Genomic DNA, 24,303 nt, shown 5'->3' on the forward strand with positions numbered 1-24,303 from the left:
GGCTTATCTGGTCATTTTTCATCGTGGTCTGGCTCATGACCGGCCTCCCGGAACCGCAGCAGAGGCCCCACGGCTTATCAGGTCATTTTTCATCGTGGTCTGGCTCATGACCGGCCTCCCGGAACCGCAGCAGAGGCCCAGCGGCTTATCTGGCAACTGTTCATCCTGAACGGGTTCATGCGCGGCCTCCCAGGGCGGCGCCATAGGCGGAGAGGTACTCGACCCCTGCCAGCACCGCTTTATTGGCCATCGCCGAGACGGGGAAGCCGAAAGTCTGCTCCATGTGGCGCACCAGGGTGCCAATGAAGGGAGAGGCAATGGCGAGCTGCAGGGCACTGATCTCGGGCAGCTTGAGCTGACCTGCCAGGTAATCGAGGGAACGCTGTATCTCCAGCATCAGGCTGTCGAGCTGCATGCTGTCTGGCTCCTGCTCCGCGGTCAGGGCGGAGAAACCGCGCAGCTGGCGGGAGAAGCAGAGTCCACCCTGACGAAATACCAGCAGTTGCAGATCCTGGCCCCTGGGTTGCCAGAGCAGCATGCGCACCTGAGGGTCGCGCTCATACAGGGCGGTGAGCACCAGTTCGTCGCTCTGTATCGCCTCCAGGTGGGCCACGGCGTTGACCGCATCGGCCACCAGCTGGATCCGGCTCTTGGGCACGCAGATCACATTGATGCGCGGCTGGCCCGCAGGCGGAGTGGGCAGGTCCACATAATCCATCGCCAGTTGCATTACCGGTTCATTGACGTAATCCTTGACGGCCCAGGGCAGGGCGCCGGCCATCTCGGCCTCGGGCACCGCGGGCTTGTCTATCTGCACCTGCTGGCAGAGATTGGCGGCCAGGGCGACCCGCACCCGCGACTTGGCGAGACCGTGACGCTGAAAGAGTTCGGCGATGGCAAGAGGCCACTCCTGCTGACTGTTGACCTTGCGGGTGACGAAGAGAGGGGATGCGCTGAGCGCTGCCAGCATGACCCTGTCCTGGGCCAGCAGCAGCCCCACCGGGCGCCCTTGGGGCTTTGCGGAAAAAAAGGATGTCATGCTCGCCGATACCTGGCCGCGAAAAACGAATCAAACCTTAACATATACAGTGGATTAGCCTCTAGATAAATGACGGATACCCAAGGCAGACTGCCCTCCCCCCTGCAAGCCATCAGCCACCCCTTACTGGACGAGTACGGGGTCACGCTCTGGTGCAAACGCGACGATCTCATCCACCCCCAGCTCTCGGGGAACAAGTGGCGCAAGCTCAAGTACCAGCTGACCCATGCCCGGGAACAGGGCAAGACCCACTTGCTCTCCTTTGGCGGTGCCTATTCCAACCATATCCATGCCTTGGCGGCGGCTGGGCGTCAATTTGGCCTGAAAACTACCGGCATCATACGTGGTGAGCCGAGTGCCGTCAGCAATCCCACCCTGATAGATGCCAGGGGCTGGGGCATGGATCTCATTTTTGTCGACCGGCAGAGCTATCGACGCCGCCAGGAACCCGGCTGGCTGGCGCAGTTCGAGGCTCCAGATACCCTGATTATTCCGGAGGGTGGCAGCGCCCCCCTGGCCCTGCCCGGGGTCGCGGAACTGGTCGATGAGCTGCCCTTCTCGCCGGATCTCTGGGTGCTGCCCTGCGCCAGCGGCGGTACCCTGGCGGGTCTGGTCTCGGGCAAGCGCACCGGGGAACAGATCCTCGCCATCGCCGTGCTCAAGGGGGGCGACTTCATCCGCGAGGAGGTCTGCCGCCTCTATCCGCCCGCCGAGCAGGATCCGCACTGGCGCATCGCCCTCGACCATCACGATGGGGGTTATGCCAAGTTCAGCCCGGCGCTCTGGCAGTGGCTGCAAGCCTTCAGCGCCGAGACGGGTCTGCCGCTGGAACCCATCTACAGCGGCAAGGCGATGTGGGGGCTGTTTCGCGAGCTGGCGGCCGGACGCATCCCCAGAGGCAGCCGCATCGTCTTCATCCACACCGGCGGCCTGCAGGGACTGGCCGGGTTGCGGGAGCAAGGCCGGATCTGAGTCTGGGCAGCGTCATCACCAATGACACAGGGCCGCCCAGGCCCTGTGTCACTGCTCATCGACCGGGATCCCCTAGGCGGGCTGACCCGGTGACTCAGGCCTGAGGCGAGGGGAGCGGCTCCGGCTCGGAGAACCAGGGCCCCTGACCACCATAGACCCCCAGGTGGCGCAGCATCTTCCACTCCTCCTGGCTCTCCACCCCGACGGCGATGACCCGCGCCTGGGTGTTGGCACAGCCCCCCACCAGGCTGCGTACCGCCATCTGATTGACCTGACGGCTCTGGATCTCCCGCACCAGACTGGGGTGCAGGCGCAGGAAGCTAATCTCGAACTCCTTGATGTACTGGGTGCTCACCACGTCCTGACCCGCATGATCGATGGCCAACTGGCAGCCCAACATGCGCAGAGATCGCAGCGGCCGCTTGAGGGCCTCATAATGGCGGGTCACCTGGGCCTCGGAGAACTGCAACACCAGCCGCTCATTGGTGCTGCGCGGCAATTGGAACAGGGCGAAGAAGAGCCAGCGCTGGAATTCGCGATTGAGCATGCTCTGGGCGCACAGACTGAGGGTCATCGGCGGGCTCGCCTCGCCACCGGCTCGCAGCAGCAGCAAGGTCTGCTCCGCCACCAGCCGATCCAGGGGCAGCAACAACCCGGTCTTCTCGGCCATGGGAATGTAGACACCGGCCTGCAGTGTGCGGCCTTGCTCATCCTGGATCCGGGTCAGTATCTCTTGTTGCAGCACCAGGGCGCCACGATCCTGCTGCACCGACTGGCGATAGAAGTCGATGCCCCCCTCTTCCAGTCTGCGGCTGAGCAGGGTGCGCCAGCGTACCGTGCCCTTGCTGCTCGGCTCGAGATCCAGCTGCTTCTCGTAGAGGAACCAGCCGCTGTGATCCTGGAGTCTGGCGCTCTTGAGGGCCAGCTCGGCCTCCTCCTGAACCTTGAGCAGGGAGTCGCTGGCCTGATAGCAGACCGCACCGATGAAGACGGCCGTTTCCGGGTTGACCTGCGCGGGCCAGTGCAACCGTTGCAGGCTCTTGAGCAACTGACTGGCCCCGTCCACCATCTCGTTTTCGGCCATGTTGGGCAGCAGCACCGCAAAGACCTGAGCGGCGTAGCGGGCCTGCAAGGCACCATTGTGCTTGCGCACGAAGGTGGCGATGGAGCCGCTCGTCTCCTGCAGCAACTCCCGCACCTGATGAGCCTGCTCCTCGATGTCCAGCTCTTCCAGGCAGGCCAGTTCGATGAGCAGCATGCCGCCGCTCATCACGTTCGCCTCCATGATGGCGCTCTCCAACCTGTTGTCGAAGAAGAGTCGGTTACCGATGCCGATGTCCTTGTCGACAAAGGCATTGCTGCGAATGAAATTATCGAAGCGGCTGCGCTCCTTGCGGGCATCGGTCAGCTCGGCGATCAGCTTGTCGAGGGCATTGCTGGCCGAAATGGGCCACTCCTCGGCCGGATCATGAGCCAGCTTGGCCAGCTTGCCATCGAGGATCAGCTGACCCCGCAGGGCCAGCAGCTCGGCGCCCCGCAGTTGCAGACGCAGCCAGCGGATCGAGTACCAGAGCCCGAACACCACTATCAATATGCCAAGGGAGATGCCGGACATGGCCTGCATCGAGTACTCGAACTCTTTGAAGGGGCGTTCCAGTTTAAAGTCGGCGACCAGACCCGGCTGGCGGTCAAGCTGCCGGCGGTAGGGGATCAACAGACTCTCGTCTTCCTGAAACTGCACGTCGCGAAACCAGTAGATACGCTGCTTTCCCTGGCGTACCTCCAGCTCGACCACCCGTGCCGAGCGCAGCAGGGTCGGCAGCCAGCGGGTGAGATCCTGATGGTCGTCGGCCACCTCCAGCTGCTTGTCGATCACCTCGACCAGGGCATTGATCTTGTTCTCCTGCATCTCAAACCCGAGCTGGCGAAAGCTGAATACCCCGCCCAGCAGCACCATGGTCATGGCCGCTATTACGCACAAGGTGATGAAGGAGACGAGTTGTGTCGTGAGTTTCATGGGCCTTCCGTTGCACCAACGTCCGTGTGGACTCATGGTAACAGCCGGATCCGAGCCCGCCTATGGACGAGGATCCCACTGCTGAGATTAAGGGCGCGAGCATAATCAATAGCGTCGCCAATACCAAGGTGATTCGGGAAGGTAAAAATGAGGGGGAGCAGAAAGAAAAGTGGTCCCGCAGAGGGGACCAAAACACTCATATCAAAACTAACACTCTGTGCTACTGACAAAACATACAGATACAGGAGTATTGAACACACGGTGAGTCAAACCGCAGGGCTACTCTACCGAGTTCGGATAAGCTGGACAATTGTCATTTCTGACAGGTCATCGATTGAATCTTGTGCTAGCGTAGATAAAAACTCAACTATTATCAGCAAGTTACTTTCTTAGTTTGAAAACGCAAACTGCGTCACTCAAATTGATACAGCTAATCGCTATGCTGTTCAAAACTCAATCGAGCCTGACGGTTCGACAATGGCAAGGGTTACTCATGTCTCGACTCACCTCTTTGTGGATTAGCCTGGGGTTGTTGTGTGCCCCTGCTCTGCTGCTATTGCTGCTCAGTCCGCTACTGACCGGCCCGATCACCCATCAGCTGCTCAAGGCCAAGGAGCGAGAGCTGCTCGCCTATCAGGAGGAGCTGAATAAAGTACTCGAACACGGCATAGAGAGCCAATTGGCCCACTTCAAGTTCGACTGTGGCGCAGAAGACATGGCGCTGCTGCGCGCCCCAAACTATTACAGTCGCCTTATCCGCCTCGCGGGGCTTCAGTCCGCAGATGGCAAGAGCTGTTCGACTCTTGGTGCGGGACTCCCCCAGCTGACAGGCATCGAAGGCAAGCCACTGCCCTCAGGCTTCGGGCTCACCGCCACCGAAAGTGTATTTGGCACAGAGCAAGAGTTGATGGTCTACATCAAACGCTCAGGCAACCTGGCCTATTGGGTGCTCAGCAACAGCTGGACCCATGAACTGCTACGCACCCCTTGCGAGGCGTGTTTCTATCTGGAATTAACCCATCATGACCCGGCCCTGGCTCACCTCTATTTCCCGCGAGGCAACGCCGACATCATGAGTCAGCCCCATGCAATAAAGCTCAGCCACCTGTATGAACGCCAACAGGTGCAACAGACCCTGTGGGCTGGCACGGCCCTGCGTCAGCATGCAGCCGAGCGAATCCGTCATATCGGACTGCTCATTACCCTTCCCCTGGGTCTGCTGCTGGCCGCGGGTTACTGGTTGCTGCGCAACTACCGCAACTCCCTGGACGGCCTGCTCAAGCTGGGTCTGCAACGGGGGGAGTTTCTGCCCTTCTACCAACCCATTGTCGACAGCCGTACCCATGAAGTCGTCGGCCATGAGGCTCTGATCCGCTGGCGACGGGGCGGAGATTTCATCTCCCCTGGTGCCTTCATCGATTATGCGGAGCGTCAGGGGCTGATCATCCCCATGACGGAGCAGCTGGTCCGCCAGGTGGTGGCAGATCTCAAGCAACTGGCCGCCCCCCAATGGGTCAGTGTCAATCTGGTCGCAGATCATGTCGAGCGCCCCTATCTGCAAGAGCTGCTGACCCGCTTGCACTGGCCGGATCCCGACCGGCTCACCTTCGAGTTGACCGAGCGTATCCCCATCTCGGACATGAAGACGGCGGCCCGCGAGATGGCCAATCTTGGCCTGCGAGGCTACCACTTCAAGATCGATGATTTTGGTACCGGCTACGGCGGCTTCTCCTATCTGCAGCGGCTCGGCATCAGCCGCATAAAAATAGACAAGATGTTTATCGACACCATAGGCACCCAGGATCTGAAACGTAACGTGCTCGATGCCATCATCGCCTTCGGCCATAAATCCCGAATGGAGATGATAGCGGAAGGGGTCGAGAGCCAGGCCCAGCTGGATTATCTCGCCGAACGCGGCGTCTACCTGATCCAGGGCTATGTGTTCGCCAGGCCCATGGCCTTGATGGATGTCATCCATTGGCGCCCGCCGGTCAAGGTGTCCCGCTCCGCAGAGTAGAAGAGGTTAAACGCGAGACCACAGGCTTTAACCTGTCGCCAAAGAACGCACCTTGGCGCACGCTTTCACAGCAGAGCGGGCGGCATGGCTGCCGCGGTCAGATATGGGCATGAGAGTCTGGGGGCACTACTCGCTGATCAGGTTCTTGCCGAGCCGCTTGGCCCGATAGAGGGCGCCATCAGCCCGATTGAGCAACTGATGGGAACCCTCTCCCGGCAAGTATTCCGCCAGGCCGAAACTGAGGGTGATGGGCAGCGGCGTCTGTAGCCCCACCTCGGCAATGTGAGCCCGGATCTTCTCGGCAACCCGGTGCGCATCCTGTAATGAGGTGCTCGGCAAGATCAGGATGAACTCATCCCCTCCCCAGCGCGCCAGGGTGTCTATCTCCCGCAACTGGTGTTTTACCTGATTCGCCAGCTCGACCAGGGTCTGATCTCCGGCGCAATGGCCATACAAGTCATTGATCTGTTTGAACTCATCGATATCGAGCGTCACTATGCTCAAGGCATGGTTGAAGCGTTTGGCCCGTTCACATTCGTGGCGCAGGGTCTGCTCCAGTCGATAGCGATTGGCGACCTGGGTCAGGGAGTCCGTCTCGGCCAGGCGCCGATTCTCCTCCACCTGGCGGTGCAACTCCTCGTTGGTGTGGCGCAACTCCTGAGTACACTCGTCCACCAGCAGCGCGAGGGACTTGTTGGTTGATACCAGGGTCTCAAAATAGAGTTTCTTGTCATGAATATCGCGGTGCGCCCCTATCATGCGGGCCGGGGCGCCATCAGGCAGGCGAGTGACAATATGGGCGCAATCCTCTATCCAGAGATAATCCCCGCCACTGGTGCGGCAGCGGTACTCGATGCGATAGCAGGATGAACGTCCGCTCAGATAGTCATCGAAGTGGAGCATGACCCGGGTCAGATCCTCGGGGTGGATCAGGGACTCCCAGGTCAATACGTCATTGTCCAGACTGTGGGGTTCATAGCCCAGCATCCGGTACCAACCCGAGTTGCGATAGACATAGCCTGTGTCTATGTGCCAATCCCAGATGCCATCACTGACCAGATCGATGATGGCTTGCACCACATCGTCCGTCACATCAGGCAGTTGTTGGTACTGCTGTCGATAGCTGTCCTCATTCATGATGCCATCCTTGCTCACACTCATGGGGCCACTTAGTGGGATCAAGTGTAGGGGCATCAGGGTGAAAAATACCTGCGCTGGCGCCCCGAATACTCAAAATCACACTTTTTTGGGACGGTGTGATTCGAACGGCACAGCGCGTGGAAAGCGGCTTCCCGGCCATCGACACCGGGATGCGAGCAGCGAGATGACGCTGGACAGACAACTGGCGTCATGATGGCTCCCGGCGCTCGCCATGGCCATGCATCCACTGAATCAATTCAAGACTTCAACCCCATGCTTCAAGCCAGGGCGTCGGCTAGTCGAACATGAGCCAGCCACGGCTGGCTGGCGCCGGGCCGGGATCAGTCAGAGAGGTAGTATTCGACCGTCGAGACCACTCGCACCTTCTTGATATAGGGGGTGCTGGAGTCACGATTCTCCACGGTGAACTGGCCCTGATTGGCGGTACGGATCTTGCCGAGCCGGCTGTCGGAGTCCTTGGCAAACTTGTCGGCGACTTCCCGTGCCGAACGAGTCGCCTCCTCCACCATCAGTGGCTTGAGTTCGTTGAGCTTGGTGAAGATAAACTCGGTCTGCTGGTAATCCTGCCCCCCGAAGACGATGCCCTGCTGACCCAGCTCGGCGATGCCGTTCATCAATTGACGAACGCGTTCCACCTGAGCGGATCGCACCGTGATGGTCTGGGCCGCGGTGTAACGGAAGGCGCCCGACTCGGCGCCACCATAGGGCTGAGCCAGCTTGTCGGTGACCGCGGGGGGCGCAATCAGTATCTCCTCCTCCGCCACCCCGTTGAGCTTGAGGTAGGCCAGCACGGCGGCGGCGCTCTTGCCCATCTCACTATAAAGCGCAGGCAACTCGTTGCTGGCCCCGGAGAAGCGGATCGGCCAGACCACGATATCGGCCTGCACCTCTTTCTCCGACAAGCCCTTCACCGACACCCGCCGCTCAAGTTCCTTGGCCTTGAGCAGACTGTTGCCACCTATCCAGGCCATGCCAAGCAGCCCGACCAGCAGCAGGCTGCCGAGGGCGAGGGAAGATTTCACGCTCTGTTCCATAACAAACTCCGCATCAGTGGTACCCAGAGGCACCTGACTCTATCTGGGGCATATCCAGCAGTTGTATCAGAGACGGCGCCAATGACCAGTCCCCAACGCGAAAGCGGGTCGGCTCGCGGCCAGAAAGGAGTCATACGCGACGCCTTGTGGCGCCTGTCTATGGCATCCGACATCTCAAAGAGAGCTTAGGATGCTGACCGGGCCTTGAATCCGGGGTGATGCAACCGGCGATAGTGGCTCGGGGCCAGCCCGTGCTGGCGCTTGAAGGCGGTGGAGAAGTGGTATTCGTTCTTGAAGCCGCATTGGGCGGCCAGCAGCTTCACCGAGTCGGCCCGGCTCGCCAGCAGAAGCGCCGCCCGCTGCAAGCGCAGCCGTTGCAGCAGTGCCATGGGGGCCAGCGCGAAGTGCTGCTGACTGAGCCGATGGAGCTGGCGCTCCGAGAGATGCAGGGCGGCGGCCATGCGGGCGATGTCCCAGCACTCGGTCAGGGAATCTTTGAGCATCAATTCGAGGCGCAGGGCCAGCCGCTCGCCGCGACTCTGCCCCTCCCCCTTTTGCAGCAGGCGGCGCAGGTAGAAACCGAGCTGCTCCACCAGCAGCGCGCTGAGCAGCGGGTCCTGATGGCGCTCCTGCTCCGCATAGAGGTTCTCCAGGGTGCGCAGCAGGGTCCCCTGCTGGGAGGTGCACCCCAGACGAGGGCGGCTGGCGAAGGCATCCCAGGGGGAGTCCTTGTGCAGCAGCAGCCACACCAGATCCCAGTCGCCCTTTGCCGTCGGCTGTTGCTGCTCCGGCGCTGGCAACTGCGTCTCTGCTAGCCCCGTCTCCGCTAACTGCATCTCTGGCAACCGATAGCAGAGCGGCTCCCCCGCCGGGATCAGGGCCCACTCCCCGACCGGCAGCCGCGCGAAGCCATCCCCCAACCGCACCTCCCCCTCGCCCCCCAGGGTGAGCAGGAAGCAGTGCACCTCCCCCAGGCGGCGCTCGATGCGATAGCGGGTACGCAGGCGGGAGTAGCCCGCCAGCCAGACCCGCTCCTGGCCGAGGGCGGGCAGCAGGCTGTCGCAGCAGATCTGCTCGCGGCAGTCCGGGGAGACATCGATGAGATCGGGGTTGGCAGTGTCAGACATCATCAGGACGGGCTCAGCCATGTCGAAGGATTAGGCCAGAGCATAACATCAAGGGCATGGAGTCACAGGAGACAAGCCATGCACATACATCACGTCGCCATCTGGGCACAGGATCTGGAGGCACTCAAGGCATTCTACTGCACCCTGTTTGGCGGGCAGGCCAATGAGCGCTACCACAACCCGACCAAACAGTTCTCGTCCTACTTCGTGCGCTTCGAGGGGGGCGCCAGTCTGGAGCTGATGCACAGCCCCACCCTGCTCCCGGCGGATCTCGGCCTGCCGCATCCACTGCAAGGGCTGGCCCATCTTGCCTTCTCCCTCGGCAGCGTGGAGGCGGTGGATCAGATGACGGCCCGCCTCAAACTGCTGAAAAGCGCCGAGGTCAAACACCTGGACGGCCCCCGCTGGACCGGCGACGGCTATTACGAGAGCACCTTCCTCGATCCCGAAGGCAACCGGCTGGAGTTGACCATCTAGCCGAGGGGCGAGCCCCTATCACCCTCTCGCAGGTTCGTCGTAGGTTCGATTAGCGAAGCGTAATCGGACGGCGGTAACGTTATTTCCCCCTTCTCCCGCTTAATTAAAAAAGAGGAGATGTAGTGGGGTAAGGGGGTGGCGGCTCCCTTCTCCCCTTGCGGGAGAAGGGCTGGGGATGAGGGGCGGTAATATCATTTCCGTAGCAAACGAACACCCAATAAGTGGTGCAATGCTTCGCTTATTGCACCCTACCGCTAGGGGTTATTGTTAGACAACCAGTCCAAGTCGATAAAAATCCGTCTCTGCGTGTTTGGGATTGGGACGGAGGAACTGCCAGCCAAAGCGTCGGTAGTGATTGAGAGCCCGTTGATTGGTGCGGCTAACCGACAGTAGCGCCCATCTGCAACCCGCGCTTAACAACTGGTGACGGATATACGCCTGCAATTCTGCCGCCAGGCCGGTGCCACGATACTCGGGGAACAGATAGATAAGCTGCACATAGCCGGTCTCTGGCTCATCGGAAAAGCTGCGAAATTCCAGCTGCCCCACCAGTTGTTCACCCGCCCAGACATGGAGGTAGTGCCATTGCGCTTGCCCCAGCCTTTCGCGGATCCGCTCCCGATAGCCGCAGATAAAGTCGGCAAAGCCATTATGGGTATGAAAGCTGCAAAAATAGGCATCCCTGCGCGCCAACACACAGTGTTCATAATCCCGATCCAGATCGATGGTGTTAAATTCGAGTCGCAATCAATAACGTCCTGTCGTGGTAGGGTGTAATAAGCGAAGCGCATTACACCTTTTTGGCAGATAAATAGCAGCGGTGCAATTCACCTTGTTCATTGCACCCTACCCGATTGTACGAAGTGGGTATTCTACCAACCCGCAGCCCTCACCTGAGCGCCTATGTAGGGTGTAATAAGCGAAGCGCATTGCACCTTTTTGGCAGATAAATAGCAGCGGTGCAATTCACGTTGTTCATTGCACCCTACCCGATTGTTTATAAAGAATGAGGAGAAGGGTTGGGGATGAGGGGAAGGAAAAAATAGATTACGCGGTAAACGTTGGGCTTCGCTCAGCCACAACCTACACAATCGGTAGGTTGGTGCTAAGCCTGCGAAGCCCAACATACGAGATTAACGAAAGAAACACGTTCGTACTCAGTAACCGATATCAAATGGTGTAGGTTTTTTCGACACTCTAATAAAATCACCGTACGCATATACATTGTGGCCAAAACCACACTCTTTTCTGTCGGGATTTGTATCAACCTTCAGGATACCATTATCTTTATCTATAAATTTTATTGAAATCTCACAATTACCTTCTTCACCGGTAAGTTGTATCAACCCCTCATCGCCCTTCATAGTCACAATCTGAGAGATTTCCCCCATGTTAGGACCATAGGCCATCCCTCTTAACCCGAAGTAGAGCAGATTCAAGGATATCAAGTAGTCATTACCTTGCTTCTCTACAGAGGCTACATTCCAGCTTCCTAAACCAGCATATCGCCAATAGGTCCCCACCATATCAGGTCCAATGGAGACAGGCATGTCTTTAAGCAGACCGTAGTTGAATTTAGATTTTTTATCGTTCGGAGCCAATGACAACCATGCCAGCGCCTTAAGCTTATCCCCTTCTTTTATGTAAGAAAGCGCAACATTGTTATATGCAGTGATAATCGCAGCTTTATCTGGCTTGCCATTGATATATCCACACCCCTCACTTAACGATACTTGCTCAGTGAAGTGCTCTCTTGCTTCGGCATACTGCCCCGCCCTATATGATTCATTACCCTTTTTAATAATGGCAGGCAGTTTTGCACACATCTCTTTCTCGATATCATCGCCAGACTCTGTTGCATAGGAAAAGAATGGTACACCAACATAGGCGGCCAACATTATCGGCATTAGTATTAGTTTTATATTTATACGATTCACTATTATTAGTTCCTCAACGTTATCTGCTGACTCTGAGCTGCTCCGTTTATTCATAATATGCTCCTGTTACAGTCAGATAAAAATTACAGTTCATCATTCATTGTTGTTAGTTCCCCAACCTCTCCGCCAATCCGGAATAACGCTCGGTCTTTTTCCGCACGGCCTGTGCCAGCAGGGCGCGGTCGCCGTAGAGATCGAGTCGCGCCTTGGCGCGAGTGATGCCGGTGTAGACCAGCTCACGGGTTAACAGCGGGCTGGGGCTGTCGGGCAGCACCAGCACGGTATGGGTAAACTCCGAGCCCTGGGATTTGTGGATTGTCATGGCGTAGACAGTCTCGTGGGGCGGCAATCGGCTGGGTAGAAGCGCACGCAAGGTGCCGTCCGGCTGCTCGAACCACACCTTGAGGCGGCCGGTTTCATCGGGCAGGCAGAGCCCCATGTCGCCGTTGTAGAGGCCGATGCCGTGGTCGTTGCGCACCACCATCACGGGGCGGCCCGCATACCAGTCGCCATCCCGGGCGATCAGGCCAGCCCGTGACAGTGCCAGTTCCAGCCGCTCGTTAAGCCCCAGCACCCCGAAGGGGCCGTCCCGCAGGGCGCAGAGGATCTGGAAGCCGTTGAACGCCTTGAACACGGCGGACGCCTCTTCTCCCGCGCGGGCGGCCTTCAGATAGCTGCCGTAGCCGGCCACCCCCTGGGCAATCAGGGCCTCGTAGGCCTCTCCCGCCCAAGGGTGCAGGCTGATGTCCTTGAATCCCGCACTCCAGACCGATTCCACCGCGGCGGCATCGCCGTCGTTGCAGGCCCGCGCCAGCTGGCCTATGCCGGAGTGCTGATCGAAGCGCCAGCTCTTGGAAAGCAAACAGAGGCTGTCGCGCACCGGTGCACCGGCAGGCGAACCCTGCAGCCGGTAGCCGGTCTGGCGGGAGAGCCAATCCGCCTGAGCGGGGCTGATGCCTTGTTCGATAAAGCTGCAGATATCCCCGAGCACGGCCCCCGCCTCCACCGAGGCGAGCTGATCCTTGTCGCCGAGCAGGATGAGGCGGGCGTGGCTCGGCAGTGCATCGAGCAGGCGTGCCATCATGGGCAAGTCGACCATGGAGGCTTCATCCACCACCAGCAAGTCGAGGTGCAGCGGGTTGCCCGCGTGGTGGCGGAACTGGCTGCGCCCCGGGATCACCCCGAGCAGCCGGTGCAAGGTGCCCGCCTCTGTGGGGATGGCCTGGGCCCACTCCGGGGGCAAGTCCAGCGCCTGCAGGGCGGAGCCGATACTCTCGGTGAGGCGCGCCGCCGCCTTGCCGGTGGGGGCCACCAGCCGGATCGCCGGTGCCTTGCCTGCTTGCAGGCCTGTCTCCACCAGGATGGCCAGGAGCTTGGCGACAGTGGTGGTCTTGCCGGTGCCGGGGCCGCCTGAGATCACTGCAAAGGGGCGCGCCGCCGCCGTGGCCGCCGCCAGCTTCTGGCCGTTGCAGCAGAGCGCTTCGGGCACCAGCGCATCCAGCTTGCTCAAGTCGCTCGCAGCCTGAGCGCTCCCCAGCAGCGCCTCTATGGCGGGCCAATCCACTTCATTGGGGAACACCAGATCCAGATACTTCTCGACGAAGTGGCGGGCCGAGAAATCGGGGGCGAGGCGGGCCTTGAGCAGCGCCCCGAACACCAGACCGTGGTCGCGGGCAAAGAGGCGCGACAGGGCCGGGGCTATCTCCGGCCATTCGGCACGTTCACTTAACGCGCGCAGATGGCGGGCCACCCCCAGCTCAAAATCGTGGTAGCGGGTGAGGTAGAGGCGCCCGTGCCAGAGCCGCAGCGGCCAGCGGGGGGCCTCCCCCTCATGCTGTTCAGAGCCAACCAGCGGACTTGCCGCAAAGAGGGCGGGCCAGCTCGCAGGATCCGCCAGATCCCCCAGCAGATCCCGGCTCTGATCCGGATCCAGCCCGAAGGGCCGCAGAGATCCCTTTTCGTTACCAGAATGAGAGAGCATCTCAAGCGGCAGGCAGACATGACCGCGCCCCAGCTCGAAGCAGGCGAGCGCAGCCCCCAGTACCAGCTCTGGGCTGCCGCCCAGATCGGCCACCAGTTTGGCAAATTGCAGATCCAGCTGGCGGATACGCCCCCCTAGCGCCAGGGCTTTCAGCCGTTCGATCATACCGTCGCTCTTCATCTCGCCCCTCATGCCTCTGCCTTGTTTGGTTTTTCTAAACGATGATCGTCAGGCATCACACCTTTACTAAACAACTTGTCGAGCCCCAGCACCAGTTCACGACTCGGACGGGTATGGAATACTCCCCCTTGCGGCATGCCGCGCAGGAACAGATAGAAAACCCCGCCAAAGTGCTGGTCAAAGTCGTAGCCCGGCAACCGCAGGCTGAGCAGCCGGTGCAGCGCCAGGGAATAGAGCTGGTATTGCAGGTCGTAGCGATGCTCAGCCATGGCCCGCTCCAGCGCCGGACGGCTGTAATCGGCCAGGCTCATGCCGAGGTGGTTCGATTTGTAGTCGAGCAGATACCAGCGCCCCTGCCACTCGAACACCAGATCGATAAAGCCCTTGAGCATCCCCTGCACAGTGGCGAAGCCGAGCGGCTTGTTGCCCCGCGACAGGGGGTCGTGCTGCTGGCAGAGCGCGGTCAGCGCCGGTGCCGTCACCCGCCCCATGGGCAGGAAGAACTCCAGCTCCACCTGCTTGCGCTCGGGGGCCAGATCCCTCAGCCGCACCGGCTCGTCAAAGCCGGTATCCAGGGGGGTATCGAGCACCGCCTCCACCTGCTGTTGCAGCACCGGGGCCCAGCTCTCGTCGAAGCCATCCTGCGCCAGCAGGGCGGCGATATGCTGGGCCAGCGAGTCGCCAGCGGCGCTTTGAAAATCTATGGTCTCGAACAGGCTGTGCAGCAGGGTGCCGGGGCGGGCCCCTTTCGGGAAGGTGAAGATGGAGGGCTGGGGCGCTTCTTCCTGTTGTGCTGTAGACAGTTCAGCCGCCAGCGCGGCCGCCTCGGTCACTACCTCGTCATCGAAGCCGGGGTTCGCCAAGACCCCCTTGCCGTGGCCGTTCCCCTGGGCCGCCAGCCCGGAGTAGGAGCTGATCCACCAGTCCCGCTCGAGGGAACCGGTAAAGTGACGCACCTGAGGCTCCCCCAGCTGCTCCTCCTCTGGCGGCAGCGGGGCCGGACGGGTGAGCGAGGGCTCACAGACCACCACCCCGGGCAGCGCCTGGGCAAGCTCGGTGAGGGCTGTCGCCAAGGTTTCGGCATCCCCCTCTTCCCCCTTTTGCAGCAGGTAGCCGATGGCGGTGTGGTGCAGCTCGGTCTTCTCCGACTTGCCGTTGCCCGAGCGCACCGGGGCCAGCCCCAGCCAGGTGGCATAGACGCCCCGGGTCAGCGCCACGTAGAGCAGTCGCAAGTCTTCGGCGAGGCGCTCCTTGTCAGCTTCGGCCAAGGAACCCTCGGCGCCGGTCAGATCGAGAATGGTGCGATTGCCCCCCTCGTCCGCCTCGTGATAGAGCGGGGTCTCGGCGGTTCTGTGACTGCAGATGAAGGGCAGGAACACCAGGGGGTACTCCAGCCCCTTGGATTTGTGGATGGTGACTATCTGCACCAGCTTGCGCTCGGATTCGAGCCGCAGTACCTGCTCGGCATCCTGGCCGCCCGGGCGACTCACCGCCTCCCCCAGCCAGCGCAGCAGGGCATATTCCCCATCCAGCTCGCTGCTCGCCTGTTGCAGCAGCTCGCCGAGATGGAGGAAGTTGGTCAGCCGCCGCTCGCCGTAGGGGCTCGCCAGCAGGGAGGAGGCGAGATTGCGCCTGTGCAGCAGGGCCCGCAGCATGGCCAGCACGCCACGGCGATGCCAGATCTGCCGGTACTCCATAAACTCCTGCACCGCGCTCTCCCAGGCCCGCTCGTCCGAGGCCAGCGCGTCCAGCGCCTTGGCATCCAGATCAAAGATCCCGGTGGCCAGCGCCGCCCGCAGGCTCCGCTCTTCGCTCGGGTTCTGGCAGGCGTGCAGAATAAGCAAAATCTCCCGCGCCTCCACCTGCTCCAGCACGCTCTCGCGGTTCGACAGATAGACGGAGGCGATGGCGAGCCGCGCCAGCTCCTGCTGCACCAGCTTGCCCTCGCTGCCGGTGCGCACCAGCACGGCGATATCCCCGGCCTTGACCGCCTGATCGCCTATCTGCGCCTTGCCCTCCCGGGCCAGGGTCAGCAGGCGGTGGATCTCGGCGGCGGTGGCGCGGGCCATCTTGCTCTGGTAATCCCCCCGGTTGAAGGTGGGCTGGCCGCTCAGCTGCCAGCAGTGGAGCACCGGTGCGGTGGCGCCATCCAGCAGCAGCGCCTTGCTCTTGCCCTGGGCCTCCACCGGCAGGAAGGGGATATCCGCCTCGTAGATAAAGGGATCCCTGGCCCGCTCGAACAGGCCGTTGACCGCCCCCACCAGCGCACCGCTGGAACGGTAGTTGCGCCCCAGGGTGTAGTGGGCACTCACATTTCGCCGCGCCTGAATGTAGGTAAAGATGTCGGCGCCGCGAAAGCCGTAGATGGCCTGCTTGGGGTCGCCGATCATCAGCAGCGCCGTGTCTGTGTGGCCGCCGTAAAGACGGTGGAAGATGCGGTACTGCTGGGGGTCTGTATCCTGAAATTCATCTATCATCGCCACCCGGTAGGTGGCGCGAATGCGATCGCAGAGCCGCTCGCCAAGGCTGGAGCCCAGCGCCCCGTCGAGATCCTTGAGCAGGTCATCGAAGGAGAGCTGATGGGCCTGGCGCTTGCTCGCCTGCATCCGGCTGCGCACCACCTTGGCCGCCCGTTGCAGGATGAGGTCGCGAATACCGGGGCGGCTCGCCAGCAGCTCGTCGATCTGGTTAAACAGCGGCAGGGTCGGCACCGCGCCCCCCTTCTTGAGGTTCTCCTCCAGCACGCGTTGCCCGAAGCGCTCCAGCTCCTTGGGGATGGCGTAACCGCTCCCCTCGTCCTGTGCCCAGTCGGCTATCTTGGCAAGCCAGCCTTCGTAGTTCTTGCCGGTGTAGCGGCTGATATGGCCGTCGGTCTGGCGGCGGATCTCGTCCCCTTGCGCCAACCACTCGCGCTTCACAGCCCCGATACGGGCCATGGCAGCCTGATGACGGGCGGCGAGGGTCTCATCCCCCAAGGCGGGGTGTATCTCCAGCTCGCTGTTGTCGAGCCAGCCGTTCATCTCCCGCAGCAGGGCGGCGGGGCTAGGCCAGAGCGCGCGCACCGAACTCGCCAGGGTTTTATCCACCGGATAGAACTCGGCGCGCCAGTAGTCGCTCACCGCCTGCAGCCTGAGCTGGCTGTCGTCGGTCAAAAACTCTGTCTCGAACAGGGCGCCCGACTCGAAGGCGTTCTGTTTCAGCATCCGCTGGCAAAAGCCGTGGATGGTAAAGACAGCCGCCTCGTCCATCTGCCGCTCGGCAGCCAGCAGGCGGCGGGCCGCCAGCTCGTGATCCTCCACCTCGATCAGCAACTGGGCCAGCAAGTCATCCTTGCTCTCACCCCGCATAAAGGCGAGGCGCGCCTCGTGGATGCGACCGCGGATCCGCCCGCGCAGCTCGGCGGTGGCGGCCTCGGTAAAGGTCACCACCAGGATCTCGGTCACCGAGAGCGGCCGCTCGTGGGCGCTGGATTGACCCACATCGGCCCCCTCTTCGCCACTGTCTTGTTCAATAACCGGGCCGTGGCCCAACAGCAGGCGCAGATAGAGACCGGCGATGGTATAGGTCTTGCCGGTCCCGGCGGAGGCCTCGATCAGTCGTTCACCGTGGAGGGGAAAACGCAGGGTATTGAGCGGGTTAGCCATTATTTCAGCTCCTCCAGGGTCTTGAGCAGCGGGGTCAGGTGTTCCCGGGCCAGGGCCTGCAACTGGCCCAGCACGGCGTCATCCAGTTCGGGGAAGCAGCGGGCAACATAAGGATCCTGCCCCTCCCCCGTTACCATGTAGCCGCCGTTGAAGCGGGTGAGGGCCGCCTTGTCGGCCGCCTCCGGCTTGTCCGGATCCTTCTCGATCGCCCTGAGCCACTCCCAGGCGGTATTGGGGAAAAACGGCAGCGGCCGCTTCATCCCCTGGGCCCAGAGGGAGACCATGGCTGCCAGCCTGGGGCGCGCCTCCTCGGCCGGAAGAGCTGGCAGCCGCAGACTCTGCTTGGCATCGAACAGCAGGGTGTCGCCGGGGGCGCAGCTCAATGAGAGGCAGAGGTGCTGAACCCAGCCCAGCAGCAGATCCTTGCCGTTGAAGCTGCCGGGTTTGACCACCAGCAAGCGCCCCTTCTGGGTGTCTATCCACCCCTGCAGCTGGCCCTGGGTCAGGGAGATATCGATCTCCACCGCCCGTTTTTCTGCCTCATTGGCCGCAACCCAGGGTCTCAGCCGATCCGCCAGCTTGCCCATCTCGGCGTCCAGATCCTCCAGCAGCAGGCTGCCGAACCAGCCTTGGGGCAGCAGGCCGGTGAGCTGCAACCGCTCGCGGCGCACTGAGCTATCCCCCTGTGCCAGATGGGCATCGAGCAGCAGGGCCTTGAGCTGATAGTGCTGCAGGCCGTCCAGCTCGAACGGCTCGCTGTCCTCTATGTTGGCTTCGCTGCGCTCGAACCACACCTTGAGGCGGCGGTTGAGGAAATACTTGGTTGGCTGGCGATAGAAACGCAGCAGCTCCGCGAGCTCCAGCCCCTGCTCCTTGCCCCATTCGGGAGGTAAAGGCAGCTCGCCGCTCTGGAAATTCGCCGCGCCGCGCACCGGATTGAGGGCGGGCAGCCAGTCGGCGGCATAGGTAAAGAGGCCGGACCCCGCCTGTGGGTAGAAGTAGTTGCGGCTGTAGGGGGTGAGCGGGTGCGGCACTATCAGATGTTCGAGCAGCCGCTTGCCGGAGGTTTCGTCATCCAGGCTCTCATCCCCCGCCAGCACGAAGCCCTGGCGCACATAGTCAATGAGTTCCGCCAGCAGCACCGAGGGCACCTTGTCGCTGTTGTCCTGGGCGCTGAAGCCCTGATAGCTGATGTAGAGCCCCTGCTGGGCGCTCAGCAGCGCCTCCAGGAAGAGGTAGCGGTCATCATCGCGGCGGGATCTGTCCCCGCGTCGCGATGCCACCGCCATCAGATCGAAGCCCATGGGGGCCAGGGTGCGCGGGTAGACGCCGTCGTTCATCCCGAGCAGGCACACCTGCCTGAAGGGGATGGAGCGCATCGGCATCAGGGTGCAGAAGTTGACCTGACCGGCGAGGAAGCGCTGGCTGGAGCGAGACTCCCCCAGCACGCTGCCGAGATAATCCTGCAACAGGTCGGCGGTGATGGGCTGATCGAAGCGAGCCTCCCCGAGCTGGGTTTGCCAGTCGGCCAGCTGGCTGCGAATGAGCTGCAGCTGACGCTCTTCATCTTCGTCGGCCAGATAGAAGCGCTCCAGCAGCGCCAGCAGGCAGGCGTTCCACTCTGCCAGCGGCTGCGCCTGTTGCAGCCGGGGCAAAAACTCCGCCAGGGAGTCGACAAACCAGGCGAGCTTGCCGAGCGCCAAGCCCTGCTGACCCTCGATCTCTGGGTAGGGCAAGATGCTGGCCACAGCGCCCTGCTGCCCTGCACCATGATCGGCGTAGAACGACATGCCCGCCACCGGCTCGCCGTCGCCCATGGCAAAGCCGAGCAGCATGCGGCGCAGGCCGAACAGCCAGCTGTTGCCGGACATGGGCGGCAGATCGAAACGGACGGGGTAGCCGTCATCCAGCCCCCAGCGGATGCCGGTCTCCTGCACCCAGACCCGCAGCTGGTTGAACTCGTCGTCATCGAGCTCGAAGCGCCGCAGCACGGCGGGCACTTCCAGAATGGCGAGCAGCTCCCCCGCACCGAGGCGGGCATTTGGCAGGTGCAGCAGGGCGAGGAAGCTTTGCAGCAGCGGGCTCTCCTGGCTGGCGGCTCTGTCCGACACAGCGAACGGGATCTGGCCACGGGCACCAAACACCGCCTGAATGTAGGGGCCGTAGCTGTTCACGTCCGGCATCATCACCACCACATCTTTCGGGGTGAGAGAGGGATCCTGCTCGAACAGCGCCAACAGCCGGTCGTGTAGCACCTCGAGTTCCCGCATCGGGCCGTGGCAGGCGTGGATCTGCAGGGATCCATCCGCCGGGCTGATGGGGCTCTTGTGATGGCTGCTGTCGAGGTCGAATTGACCGGCGCCCCGTTCTGCCAGCTCCAGCACATCCTTCTGGATGGCGCGCAGCAGGCTGACATGGCCCTGCTCATCCACCTCGTCGATATCGACGAAGGCTTCGATTTGCGGCACCTCCAGCTCCATCAGCTGATGCAGGTAGTCGCGCCCCAGTTTGCCCATGGAGGCGAGCAGCGGGTTGGCGGGCCCTTGCAGGGTCTCGATGTCGGTACCGGGCTTGAGCCTGGTTTCGAGGCGCGCCAGGGTTTTTCTGTCCAGCAGGTCCCCCCAGTAGTAGCGGCAGGGGTTGGTGACGAACAGGTGCACCTCCACCTCGGGTCGGCTGCCGAGGGCCAGCAGGGCCTCCACATAGCGCGGTGGCAGCGCCGAGATACCGAACACGAAGACCCGTTGCGGCAGCTTGCCCGGCAGATCCCGGGTGCGCGCCAACTCGTGGATAAACTCCTCGTAGAGGTTGGCTCTGTGGTAGCCGCTGGGTGCGAGGGCCAGGGTGCGGGCCACCAGCTCGCGCCACAGTTCGGGCTGCCAATCCTGACCGCTCACCCCGGCCAGCTCCTGGCTGTTGCCATCAACCAATCCCCCCCCCGCTTCCCAGCGGGCTATCCAGTCCGGTCGGTAGACCAGATACTGGTCAAACAGATCCGCCACCTTCTGGCAGAGCTGCCAGAGCCGCACCTGTTCGGGATCCTGGGCAGGATCCTCGTCATCTCCCCCCAGATAGGCGGCCAGCGGCGCGAAGGCGGGCCTGTCCAGCAGGGCGGGCAAAATGGTCATCAGCTGCCAGCTCATGGATCCCTTGTTGTAGGGACTCTGGCGGGGCACATCTGCCAGCACCTGGGTGAACATCTCCCAGATGAAGCTGGCGGGTAGCGGGAAGTCGATATTGGCGGCGATGCCGAAGGCCTTGGCCAGCTCCAGCTTGAGCCACTGGGCCATGCCAGGGCTCTGCACCAGGATCTGCTCGTGCTCGAAGGGGTGAGAGAGGGGCGCCTGCCGGATATGGTTCACCAGCAACTCTTTGAGCAGATCCAGCTGATTGGAGTGGTAGAGGGTAAACATGGGCAAGTCCCGCCAATTAAAAAGAGGGGTGCGCGCAGGAAAAGATGAACAAATCCCGTCACTTCACCAGACATTGGATTGTCAGGGATCGGGGGGGAAGATGCAAAAGACCCTTGTAGCAGCAGAGCGGGCCGCCATCACACTACCGACATTGGCGGTGGCAAATCACGGACACAAAAAAGCCGGCGCTGCTGCGCCGGCTAAAAACATGGGAACTTTATGGAAAATATGACGTATCAGGGTATTACCAGCACTTGCCCAAACGGCCATCCACACTGAAGGCACCGGCACCCGCTGCCGCCAGGGCCAGGAAGCCACCAGCCACTGAAACGTTCTTCATAAACATCAACATCTGCATCTGCTCCGCAGGCTGGTAATGGAAGAGGAAGGCCGCCATCAGGGTAAAGCCGGCCATCAGCACGGCGATGCTACGGGTAAAGAGGCCCAGCATGATGGCGAGACCACCGCCCAGCTCCAGCAGGATCACCAGGGGCAACAGGGCGCCGGGCACTCCCATGGCCTCCATATAACCTTGGGTGCCAGCGTAGCCGCCGATCTTGCCCCAGCCTGCGACCACAAACATCAGGGCCAGCAGAATACGACCAACCAGCAGTGCCACATCTCTCATCTTGTCCATCTTCAGATTCCTTTGATTACCAATTCACAGTGTTAATAGTGTAAGACCGATTTACTAACTCATTCATTTCGCCAAGATTTATTTATCAAGGCAGATCAAACAACAGAGCCTCGCTCCCTTGGGAGGCGCTCAGTGTCCAGTTATCTTCATCACGACTGAGTACCCCGTCGCCAGGCTGGGCCGCCAGACCGTTTGCGGTCAAGCTCCCTGAAATCATATGCAGGTAACCATGACGCCCTTGCAATGCCCATTTGAGGGTCTCCCCTTCGGCGAGTTGCAGTCGCCATACCCGGGCCTGCTGGCGAATGCTGAAGGATCCGGCCTCGCCATCCGGCGATGCCACCAACGTCATGCCTGGCTGGTTTTCTATCCGCTTCTGCTGATAACCGGGGGTCGTACCGAACTCGTTCGGCTCGATCCAGATCTGCAGCAGTTGCAGAGATTCACTCTGAGAGGGGTTGTATTCGCTGTGGCGAATGCCTGAACCCGCACTCATCAACTGGAAATCCCCAGCCGGGATCTGCTCGGCATGACCCAGGCTGTCCCTGTGTTCTATGGTGCCCTTGAGCACACAGGTCAGGATCTCCATGTTGGCGTGAGGGTGGGTGGCGAAACCGCCACCCGCTGCCACCATGTCGTCGTTGATGACCCGCAAGGCTGAGTGCCCCATCCACTCCGGGTCGTAGTAGTGACCGAAGGAAAAACTGTGGTGAGTATCGAGCCAGCCAAAATTGGCGTGACCTCGATCTGCTGCGGCTCTCAGTTGCATCATGGTGTGCTCCTTACGCTATAAAGCTGTGGTTAACGCTGGCGACCATCACCCAGACCGAAGGGGATCCGGTACTCACTGGACTCGTCACCCAGGCTCACCGTCAGGTTGCCCTGGGTGCGACTCGGCAGTTTGACCCGCTGGGTGCCCATCAGATCGGCATGGACAGAGGCCAGCAGATCGCCGGACTCGTCACGCACCTCCAGCATGGGGTTGGACTTGCCGTCGATGACAGCGCTGGCTTGCCAGTTGACGAGCAGGGAGCCCGGGGTGGCGCTGAAATCAGCTGGCACGCTGGCCTGGGCCAGACCGGAACTCATCAGGCCTGCAACGGCCAACATCTTGATTACGTTTTTCATGTTCAATTCTCTCTTGGATTTTTATGTCATTGATAGGCCGTCAGGCCTGGGCCAATGCCTCCATGCAAGAGACTACGTCAAATATTATGTTGTTCTTTTACTGAAAGCTGACCACCTCATGTTGAAGGGGTCACAGCCTGGAACTGCACTTATTTGGCCACTGAGCCATCCTGCTCAAGCGATGATTGAATATTAAACCTGCATGGCTTAAGTTGTTAGCGAGATAATCTGGCGATCATATTCAAAATATTTGAAGGCTACCCATGAGCAAAGAGCGCGCACTGACCCTGGAAGCCATTCGGGTGCTGGATGCCATAGAGAGACGGGGCAGCTTCGCCGCCGCCGCGGAGGAGTTGGGCAAGGTGCCCTCGGCACTGAGCTACACGGTGCAAAAACTGGAAGATGAACTGGATGCCATGCTGTTTGACCGCAGCGGCCATAGAACCAAGTTCACTCCGGCCGGTCGCATGCTGCTGGAACAGGGTCGCTTGCTATTGCAGGCGGCCGAGCATCTGGTGGGGGAGACCCGTGCTCTGGCGCGGGGTTGGGAGACCGACATCACCATAGCCGTCGATGCCCTGGTACCGGTGCAGGCGCTCTATCCGCTGGTGGATCGACTGGCCGAGTTGACCGATACCCGCTTGCGACTGCGGGCCGAGGTCTTGGCGGGCAGTTGGGAGAGTCTGGAAGATGGCCGTGCCGATCTGCTTATCTCTTCCCTCAATCCCGATCTCATGCTGACCGGCATCAAACACCAACTGCTGCAGGAGGAGGTGATGCTCTACGTCGCCCACCCGGATCACCCGCTGCATCAGGAGCCGGAGCCCCTGGCGGACGAGACCCTGCGTCGCTACCGCGCCATTGCCATCGCCGACTCGGCGCGGCGCAAACCCGCCCTCACCTATCGCCTGCTCGACAAGCAACCCAGGCTCACCGTCAGCACCATGGCCGAGAAGCGCGATGCCCTGTTGGCCGGGATCGGGGTCGGTACCATGCCGCTGAACTGGATCGAGGAGGACATCAAGGCGGGGCGCCTCAAGGTGATAGGCCCCGAGTATCGCCATCAGGTGCAGGTCGTGCTGGCGTGGCGGCGGGACAGCATGGGCAAGGCCAAGAGCTGGCTGGTGCGGGAGATCCCCAAGCTGTTTGTGGCCAAGGCGTAATGCGTCACAACTTGACGTCAGGGGCAAATTAGGGGAAAAGAAAAAAGCGGAACCCTGACGGGATCCGCTCAATTTGCCAGGAAAGAATAAAAACCTTTCGGTTTAAAAAAACCCTTAAATTGGAAGCAAACAATCGATTTCGCAACCAGGAAAGTCTCGAATTCGATTCGTGTTCGATTATGCGCGAACTGTTATTCCTCACCAGCACTATGTTGCAGAGTTGAAGGATGTGCACCGCCCGGTGTCATTTTCTGCAACCTTTGCCCCAAACTGGTCAGATCATCCCGCTTATTTCGACCGCTTGCTTTCTCCTGGTTTTTTAAAGTGTCAATATCTGAGCCCGAACCATGGAAAAGGTACACTTTTTGGCGGTTCA

Annotated in this window: 18 protein-coding genes; 5 read left to right on the plus strand and 13 right to left on the minus strand. The window is 61.1% G+C overall.

Features of this window, described 5'->3' with window-relative positions:
- Positions 1 to 175: 175 nt before the first annotated feature.
- The gene (locus tag M2366_RS14220; RefSeq protein WP_224431420.1) at positions 176 to 1,039 is read right to left on the minus strand and encodes an MSHA biogenesis protein MshI; all 864 of its coding nucleotides are present in this window, start codon (positions 1,037 to 1,039) and stop codon (positions 176 to 178) included.
- 69 nt (positions 1,040 to 1,108) lie between these two features.
- Between M2366_RS14220 and M2366_RS14225 the strand changes: the two genes are divergently transcribed.
- On the plus strand, positions 1,109 to 2,011 hold the full coding sequence (locus M2366_RS14225) for a 1-aminocyclopropane-1-carboxylate deaminase/D-cysteine desulfhydrase (RefSeq protein ID WP_042044362.1): 903 nt from the start codon (positions 1,109 to 1,111) through the stop codon (positions 2,009 to 2,011).
- Between the two features lie 94 nt (positions 2,012 to 2,105).
- On the opposite strand, the gene M2366_RS14230 is transcribed toward M2366_RS14225, so the two are convergent.
- A complete protein-coding gene (locus M2366_RS14230) occupies positions 2,106 to 4,028 on the minus strand; it encodes an EAL domain-containing protein (protein ID WP_259270024.1) in 1,923 nt (640 codons plus the stop codon).
- Between the two features lie 493 nt (positions 4,029 to 4,521).
- On the opposite strand from M2366_RS14230, the gene M2366_RS14235 reads away from it, so the two are divergent.
- Positions 4,522 to 6,045: an EAL domain-containing protein gene (locus tag M2366_RS14235; protein ID WP_259270025.1), complete on the plus strand. Its 1,524-nt coding sequence runs from the start codon at positions 4,522 to 4,524 to the stop codon at positions 6,043 to 6,045.
- Positions 6,046 to 6,171: 126 nt separating this feature from the next.
- On the opposite strand, the gene M2366_RS14240 is transcribed toward M2366_RS14235, so the two are convergent.
- The 3 genes from M2366_RS14240 to M2366_RS14250 all read right to left on the minus strand — a co-directional run bounded on the left by M2366_RS14240 (position 6,172) and on the right by M2366_RS14250 (position 9,370).
- Positions 6,172 to 7,182 carry a sensor domain-containing diguanylate cyclase gene (locus M2366_RS14240; protein WP_259237229.1) on the minus strand — a complete coding sequence of 337 codons (1,011 nt, stop codon included), beginning with the start codon at positions 7,180 to 7,182 and terminating at the stop codon, positions 6,172 to 6,174.
- A gap of 344 nt (positions 7,183 to 7,526) precedes the next feature.
- Positions 7,527 to 8,240 carry an SIMPL domain-containing protein gene (locus tag M2366_RS14245; RefSeq protein ID WP_042044366.1) on the minus strand — a complete coding sequence of 238 codons (714 nt, stop codon included), beginning with the start codon at positions 8,238 to 8,240 and terminating at the stop codon, positions 7,527 to 7,529.
- A gap of 185 nt (positions 8,241 to 8,425) precedes the next feature.
- Positions 8,426 to 9,370 carry an AraC family transcriptional regulator gene (locus M2366_RS14250; protein WP_259270026.1) on the minus strand — a complete coding sequence of 315 codons (945 nt, stop codon included), beginning with the start codon at positions 9,368 to 9,370 and terminating at the stop codon, positions 8,426 to 8,428.
- Positions 9,371 to 9,445: 75 nt separating this feature from the next.
- Here M2366_RS14250 and M2366_RS14255 point away from each other — a divergent pair, with 75 nt between their 5' ends.
- Positions 9,446 to 9,844: a VOC family protein gene (locus tag M2366_RS14255; protein ID WP_259237227.1), complete on the plus strand. Its 399-nt coding sequence runs from the start codon at positions 9,446 to 9,448 to the stop codon at positions 9,842 to 9,844.
- Between the two features lie 267 nt (positions 9,845 to 10,111).
- On the opposite strand, the gene M2366_RS14260 is transcribed toward M2366_RS14255, so the two are convergent.
- The 5 genes from M2366_RS14260 to recC form a co-directional block, all read right to left on the minus strand.
- The gene (locus M2366_RS14260) at positions 10,112 to 10,591 is read right to left on the minus strand and encodes an N-acetyltransferase (protein WP_259237226.1); all 480 of its coding nucleotides are present in this window, start codon (positions 10,589 to 10,591) and stop codon (positions 10,112 to 10,114) included.
- A 410-nt stretch (positions 10,592 to 11,001) separates the two neighbouring features.
- Positions 11,002 to 11,835: a tetratricopeptide repeat protein gene (locus tag M2366_RS14265; protein ID WP_259237225.1), complete on the minus strand. Its 834-nt coding sequence runs from the start codon at positions 11,833 to 11,835 to the stop codon at positions 11,002 to 11,004.
- 52 nt (positions 11,836 to 11,887) lie between these two features.
- On the minus strand, positions 11,888 to 13,942 hold the full coding sequence (recD, locus tag M2366_RS14270; protein ID WP_259270027.1) for an exodeoxyribonuclease V subunit alpha: 2,055 nt from the start codon (positions 13,940 to 13,942) through the stop codon (positions 11,888 to 11,890).
- An 8-nt stretch (positions 13,943 to 13,950) separates the two neighbouring features.
- Positions 13,951 to 17,586, minus strand: coding sequence for an exodeoxyribonuclease V subunit beta (gene recB / locus M2366_RS14275; protein WP_259270028.1), 3,636 nt, complete (start codon positions 17,584 to 17,586; stop codon positions 13,951 to 13,953).
- Complete coding sequence (recC, locus tag M2366_RS14280) at positions 17,586 to 20,999, minus strand: exodeoxyribonuclease V subunit gamma (RefSeq protein ID WP_259270029.1); 3,414 nt, start codon at positions 20,997 to 20,999, stop codon at positions 17,586 to 17,588. Before recC ends, recB begins: the two co-directional genes overlap by 1 nt.
- Between recC and M2366_RS14285 the strand changes: the two genes are divergently transcribed.
- The gene (locus M2366_RS14285; RefSeq protein WP_224431430.1) at positions 20,998 to 21,231 is read left to right on the plus strand and encodes a hypothetical protein; all 234 of its coding nucleotides are present in this window, start codon (positions 20,998 to 21,000) and stop codon (positions 21,229 to 21,231) included. The genes recC and M2366_RS14285 overlap by 2 nt on opposite strands.
- A 12-nt stretch (positions 21,232 to 21,243) precedes the next feature.
- Here M2366_RS14285 and M2366_RS14290 read toward each other — a convergent pair whose 3' ends face one another.
- The 3 genes from M2366_RS14290 to M2366_RS14300 all read right to left on the minus strand — a co-directional run bounded on the left by M2366_RS14290 (position 21,244) and on the right by M2366_RS14300 (position 22,770).
- Positions 21,244 to 21,636: a DoxX family protein gene (locus tag M2366_RS14290; RefSeq protein WP_042044371.1), complete on the minus strand. Its 393-nt coding sequence runs from the start codon at positions 21,634 to 21,636 to the stop codon at positions 21,244 to 21,246.
- Positions 21,637 to 21,721: 85 nt separating this feature from the next.
- Entirely contained in the window at positions 21,722 to 22,408 is a 687-nt protein-coding gene (locus M2366_RS14295) for a pirin family protein (RefSeq protein WP_259270030.1), read from the minus strand.
- Between the two features lie 29 nt (positions 22,409 to 22,437).
- Positions 22,438 to 22,770: a hypothetical protein gene (locus tag M2366_RS14300; protein ID WP_042044373.1), complete on the minus strand. Its 333-nt coding sequence runs from the start codon at positions 22,768 to 22,770 to the stop codon at positions 22,438 to 22,440.
- Positions 22,771 to 23,027: 257 nt separating this feature from the next.
- Between M2366_RS14300 and M2366_RS14305 the strand changes: the two genes are divergently transcribed.
- Positions 23,028 to 23,927: a LysR family transcriptional regulator gene (locus M2366_RS14305; RefSeq protein WP_259270031.1), complete on the plus strand. Its 900-nt coding sequence runs from the start codon at positions 23,028 to 23,030 to the stop codon at positions 23,925 to 23,927.
- Positions 23,928 to 24,303: the final 376 nt, after the last annotated feature.

Source organism: Aeromonas sp. BIGb0405, from assembly GCF_024807335.1.
Taxonomy (GTDB): Bacteria; Pseudomonadota; Gammaproteobacteria; order Enterobacterales; family Aeromonadaceae; genus Aeromonas; species Aeromonas rivuli.

Excerpts from the sequence above, each read along its gene's own strand:
- recD (WP_259270027.1), bottom strand. The coding sequence starts at position 13,942 with ATGAAGAGCGACGGTATGATCGAACGGCTGAAAGCCCTGGCGCTAGGG.
- M2366_RS14225 (WP_042044362.1), top strand. The coding sequence starts at position 1,109 with ATGACGGATACCCAAGGCAGACTGCCCTCCCCCCTGCAAGCCATCAGC.
- M2366_RS14250 (WP_259270026.1), bottom strand. The coding sequence starts at position 9,370 with ATGATGTCTGACACTGCCAACCCCGATCTCATCGATGTCTCCCCGGAC.
- M2366_RS14220 (WP_224431420.1), bottom strand. The coding sequence starts at position 1,039 with ATGACATCCTTTTTTTCCGCAAAGCCCCAAGGGCGCCCGGTGGGGCTG.
- M2366_RS14255 (WP_259237227.1), top strand. The coding sequence starts at position 9,446 with ATGCACATACATCACGTCGCCATCTGGGCACAGGATCTGGAGGCACTC.
- M2366_RS14290 (WP_042044371.1), bottom strand. The coding sequence starts at position 21,636 with ATGGACAAGATGAGAGATGTGGCACTGCTGGTTGGTCGTATTCTGCTG.
- M2366_RS14305 (WP_259270031.1), top strand. The coding sequence starts at position 23,028 with ATGAGCAAAGAGCGCGCACTGACCCTGGAAGCCATTCGGGTGCTGGAT.
- recB (WP_259270028.1), bottom strand. The coding sequence starts at position 17,586 with ATGGCTAACCCGCTCAATACCCTGCGTTTTCCCCTCCACGGTGAACGA.
- M2366_RS14240 (WP_259237229.1), bottom strand. The coding sequence starts at position 7,182 with ATGAATGAGGACAGCTATCGACAGCAGTACCAACAACTGCCTGATGTG.
- recC (WP_259270029.1), bottom strand. The coding sequence starts at position 20,999 with ATGTTTACCCTCTACCACTCCAATCAGCTGGATCTGCTCAAAGAGTTG.
- M2366_RS14265 (WP_259237225.1), bottom strand. The coding sequence starts at position 11,835 with ATGAATAAACGGAGCAGCTCAGAGTCAGCAGATAACGTTGAGGAACTA.
- M2366_RS14235 (WP_259270025.1), top strand. The coding sequence starts at position 4,522 with ATGTCTCGACTCACCTCTTTGTGGATTAGCCTGGGGTTGTTGTGTGCC.
- M2366_RS14295 (WP_259270030.1), bottom strand. The coding sequence starts at position 22,408 with ATGATGCAACTGAGAGCCGCAGCAGATCGAGGTCACGCCAATTTTGGC.
- M2366_RS14245 (WP_042044366.1), bottom strand. The coding sequence starts at position 8,240 with ATGGAACAGAGCGTGAAATCTTCCCTCGCCCTCGGCAGCCTGCTGCTG.
- M2366_RS14230 (WP_259270024.1), bottom strand. The coding sequence starts at position 4,028 with ATGAAACTCACGACACAACTCGTCTCCTTCATCACCTTGTGCGTAATA.
- M2366_RS14285 (WP_224431430.1), top strand. The coding sequence starts at position 20,998 with ATGGGCAAGTCCCGCCAATTAAAAAGAGGGGTGCGCGCAGGAAAAGAT.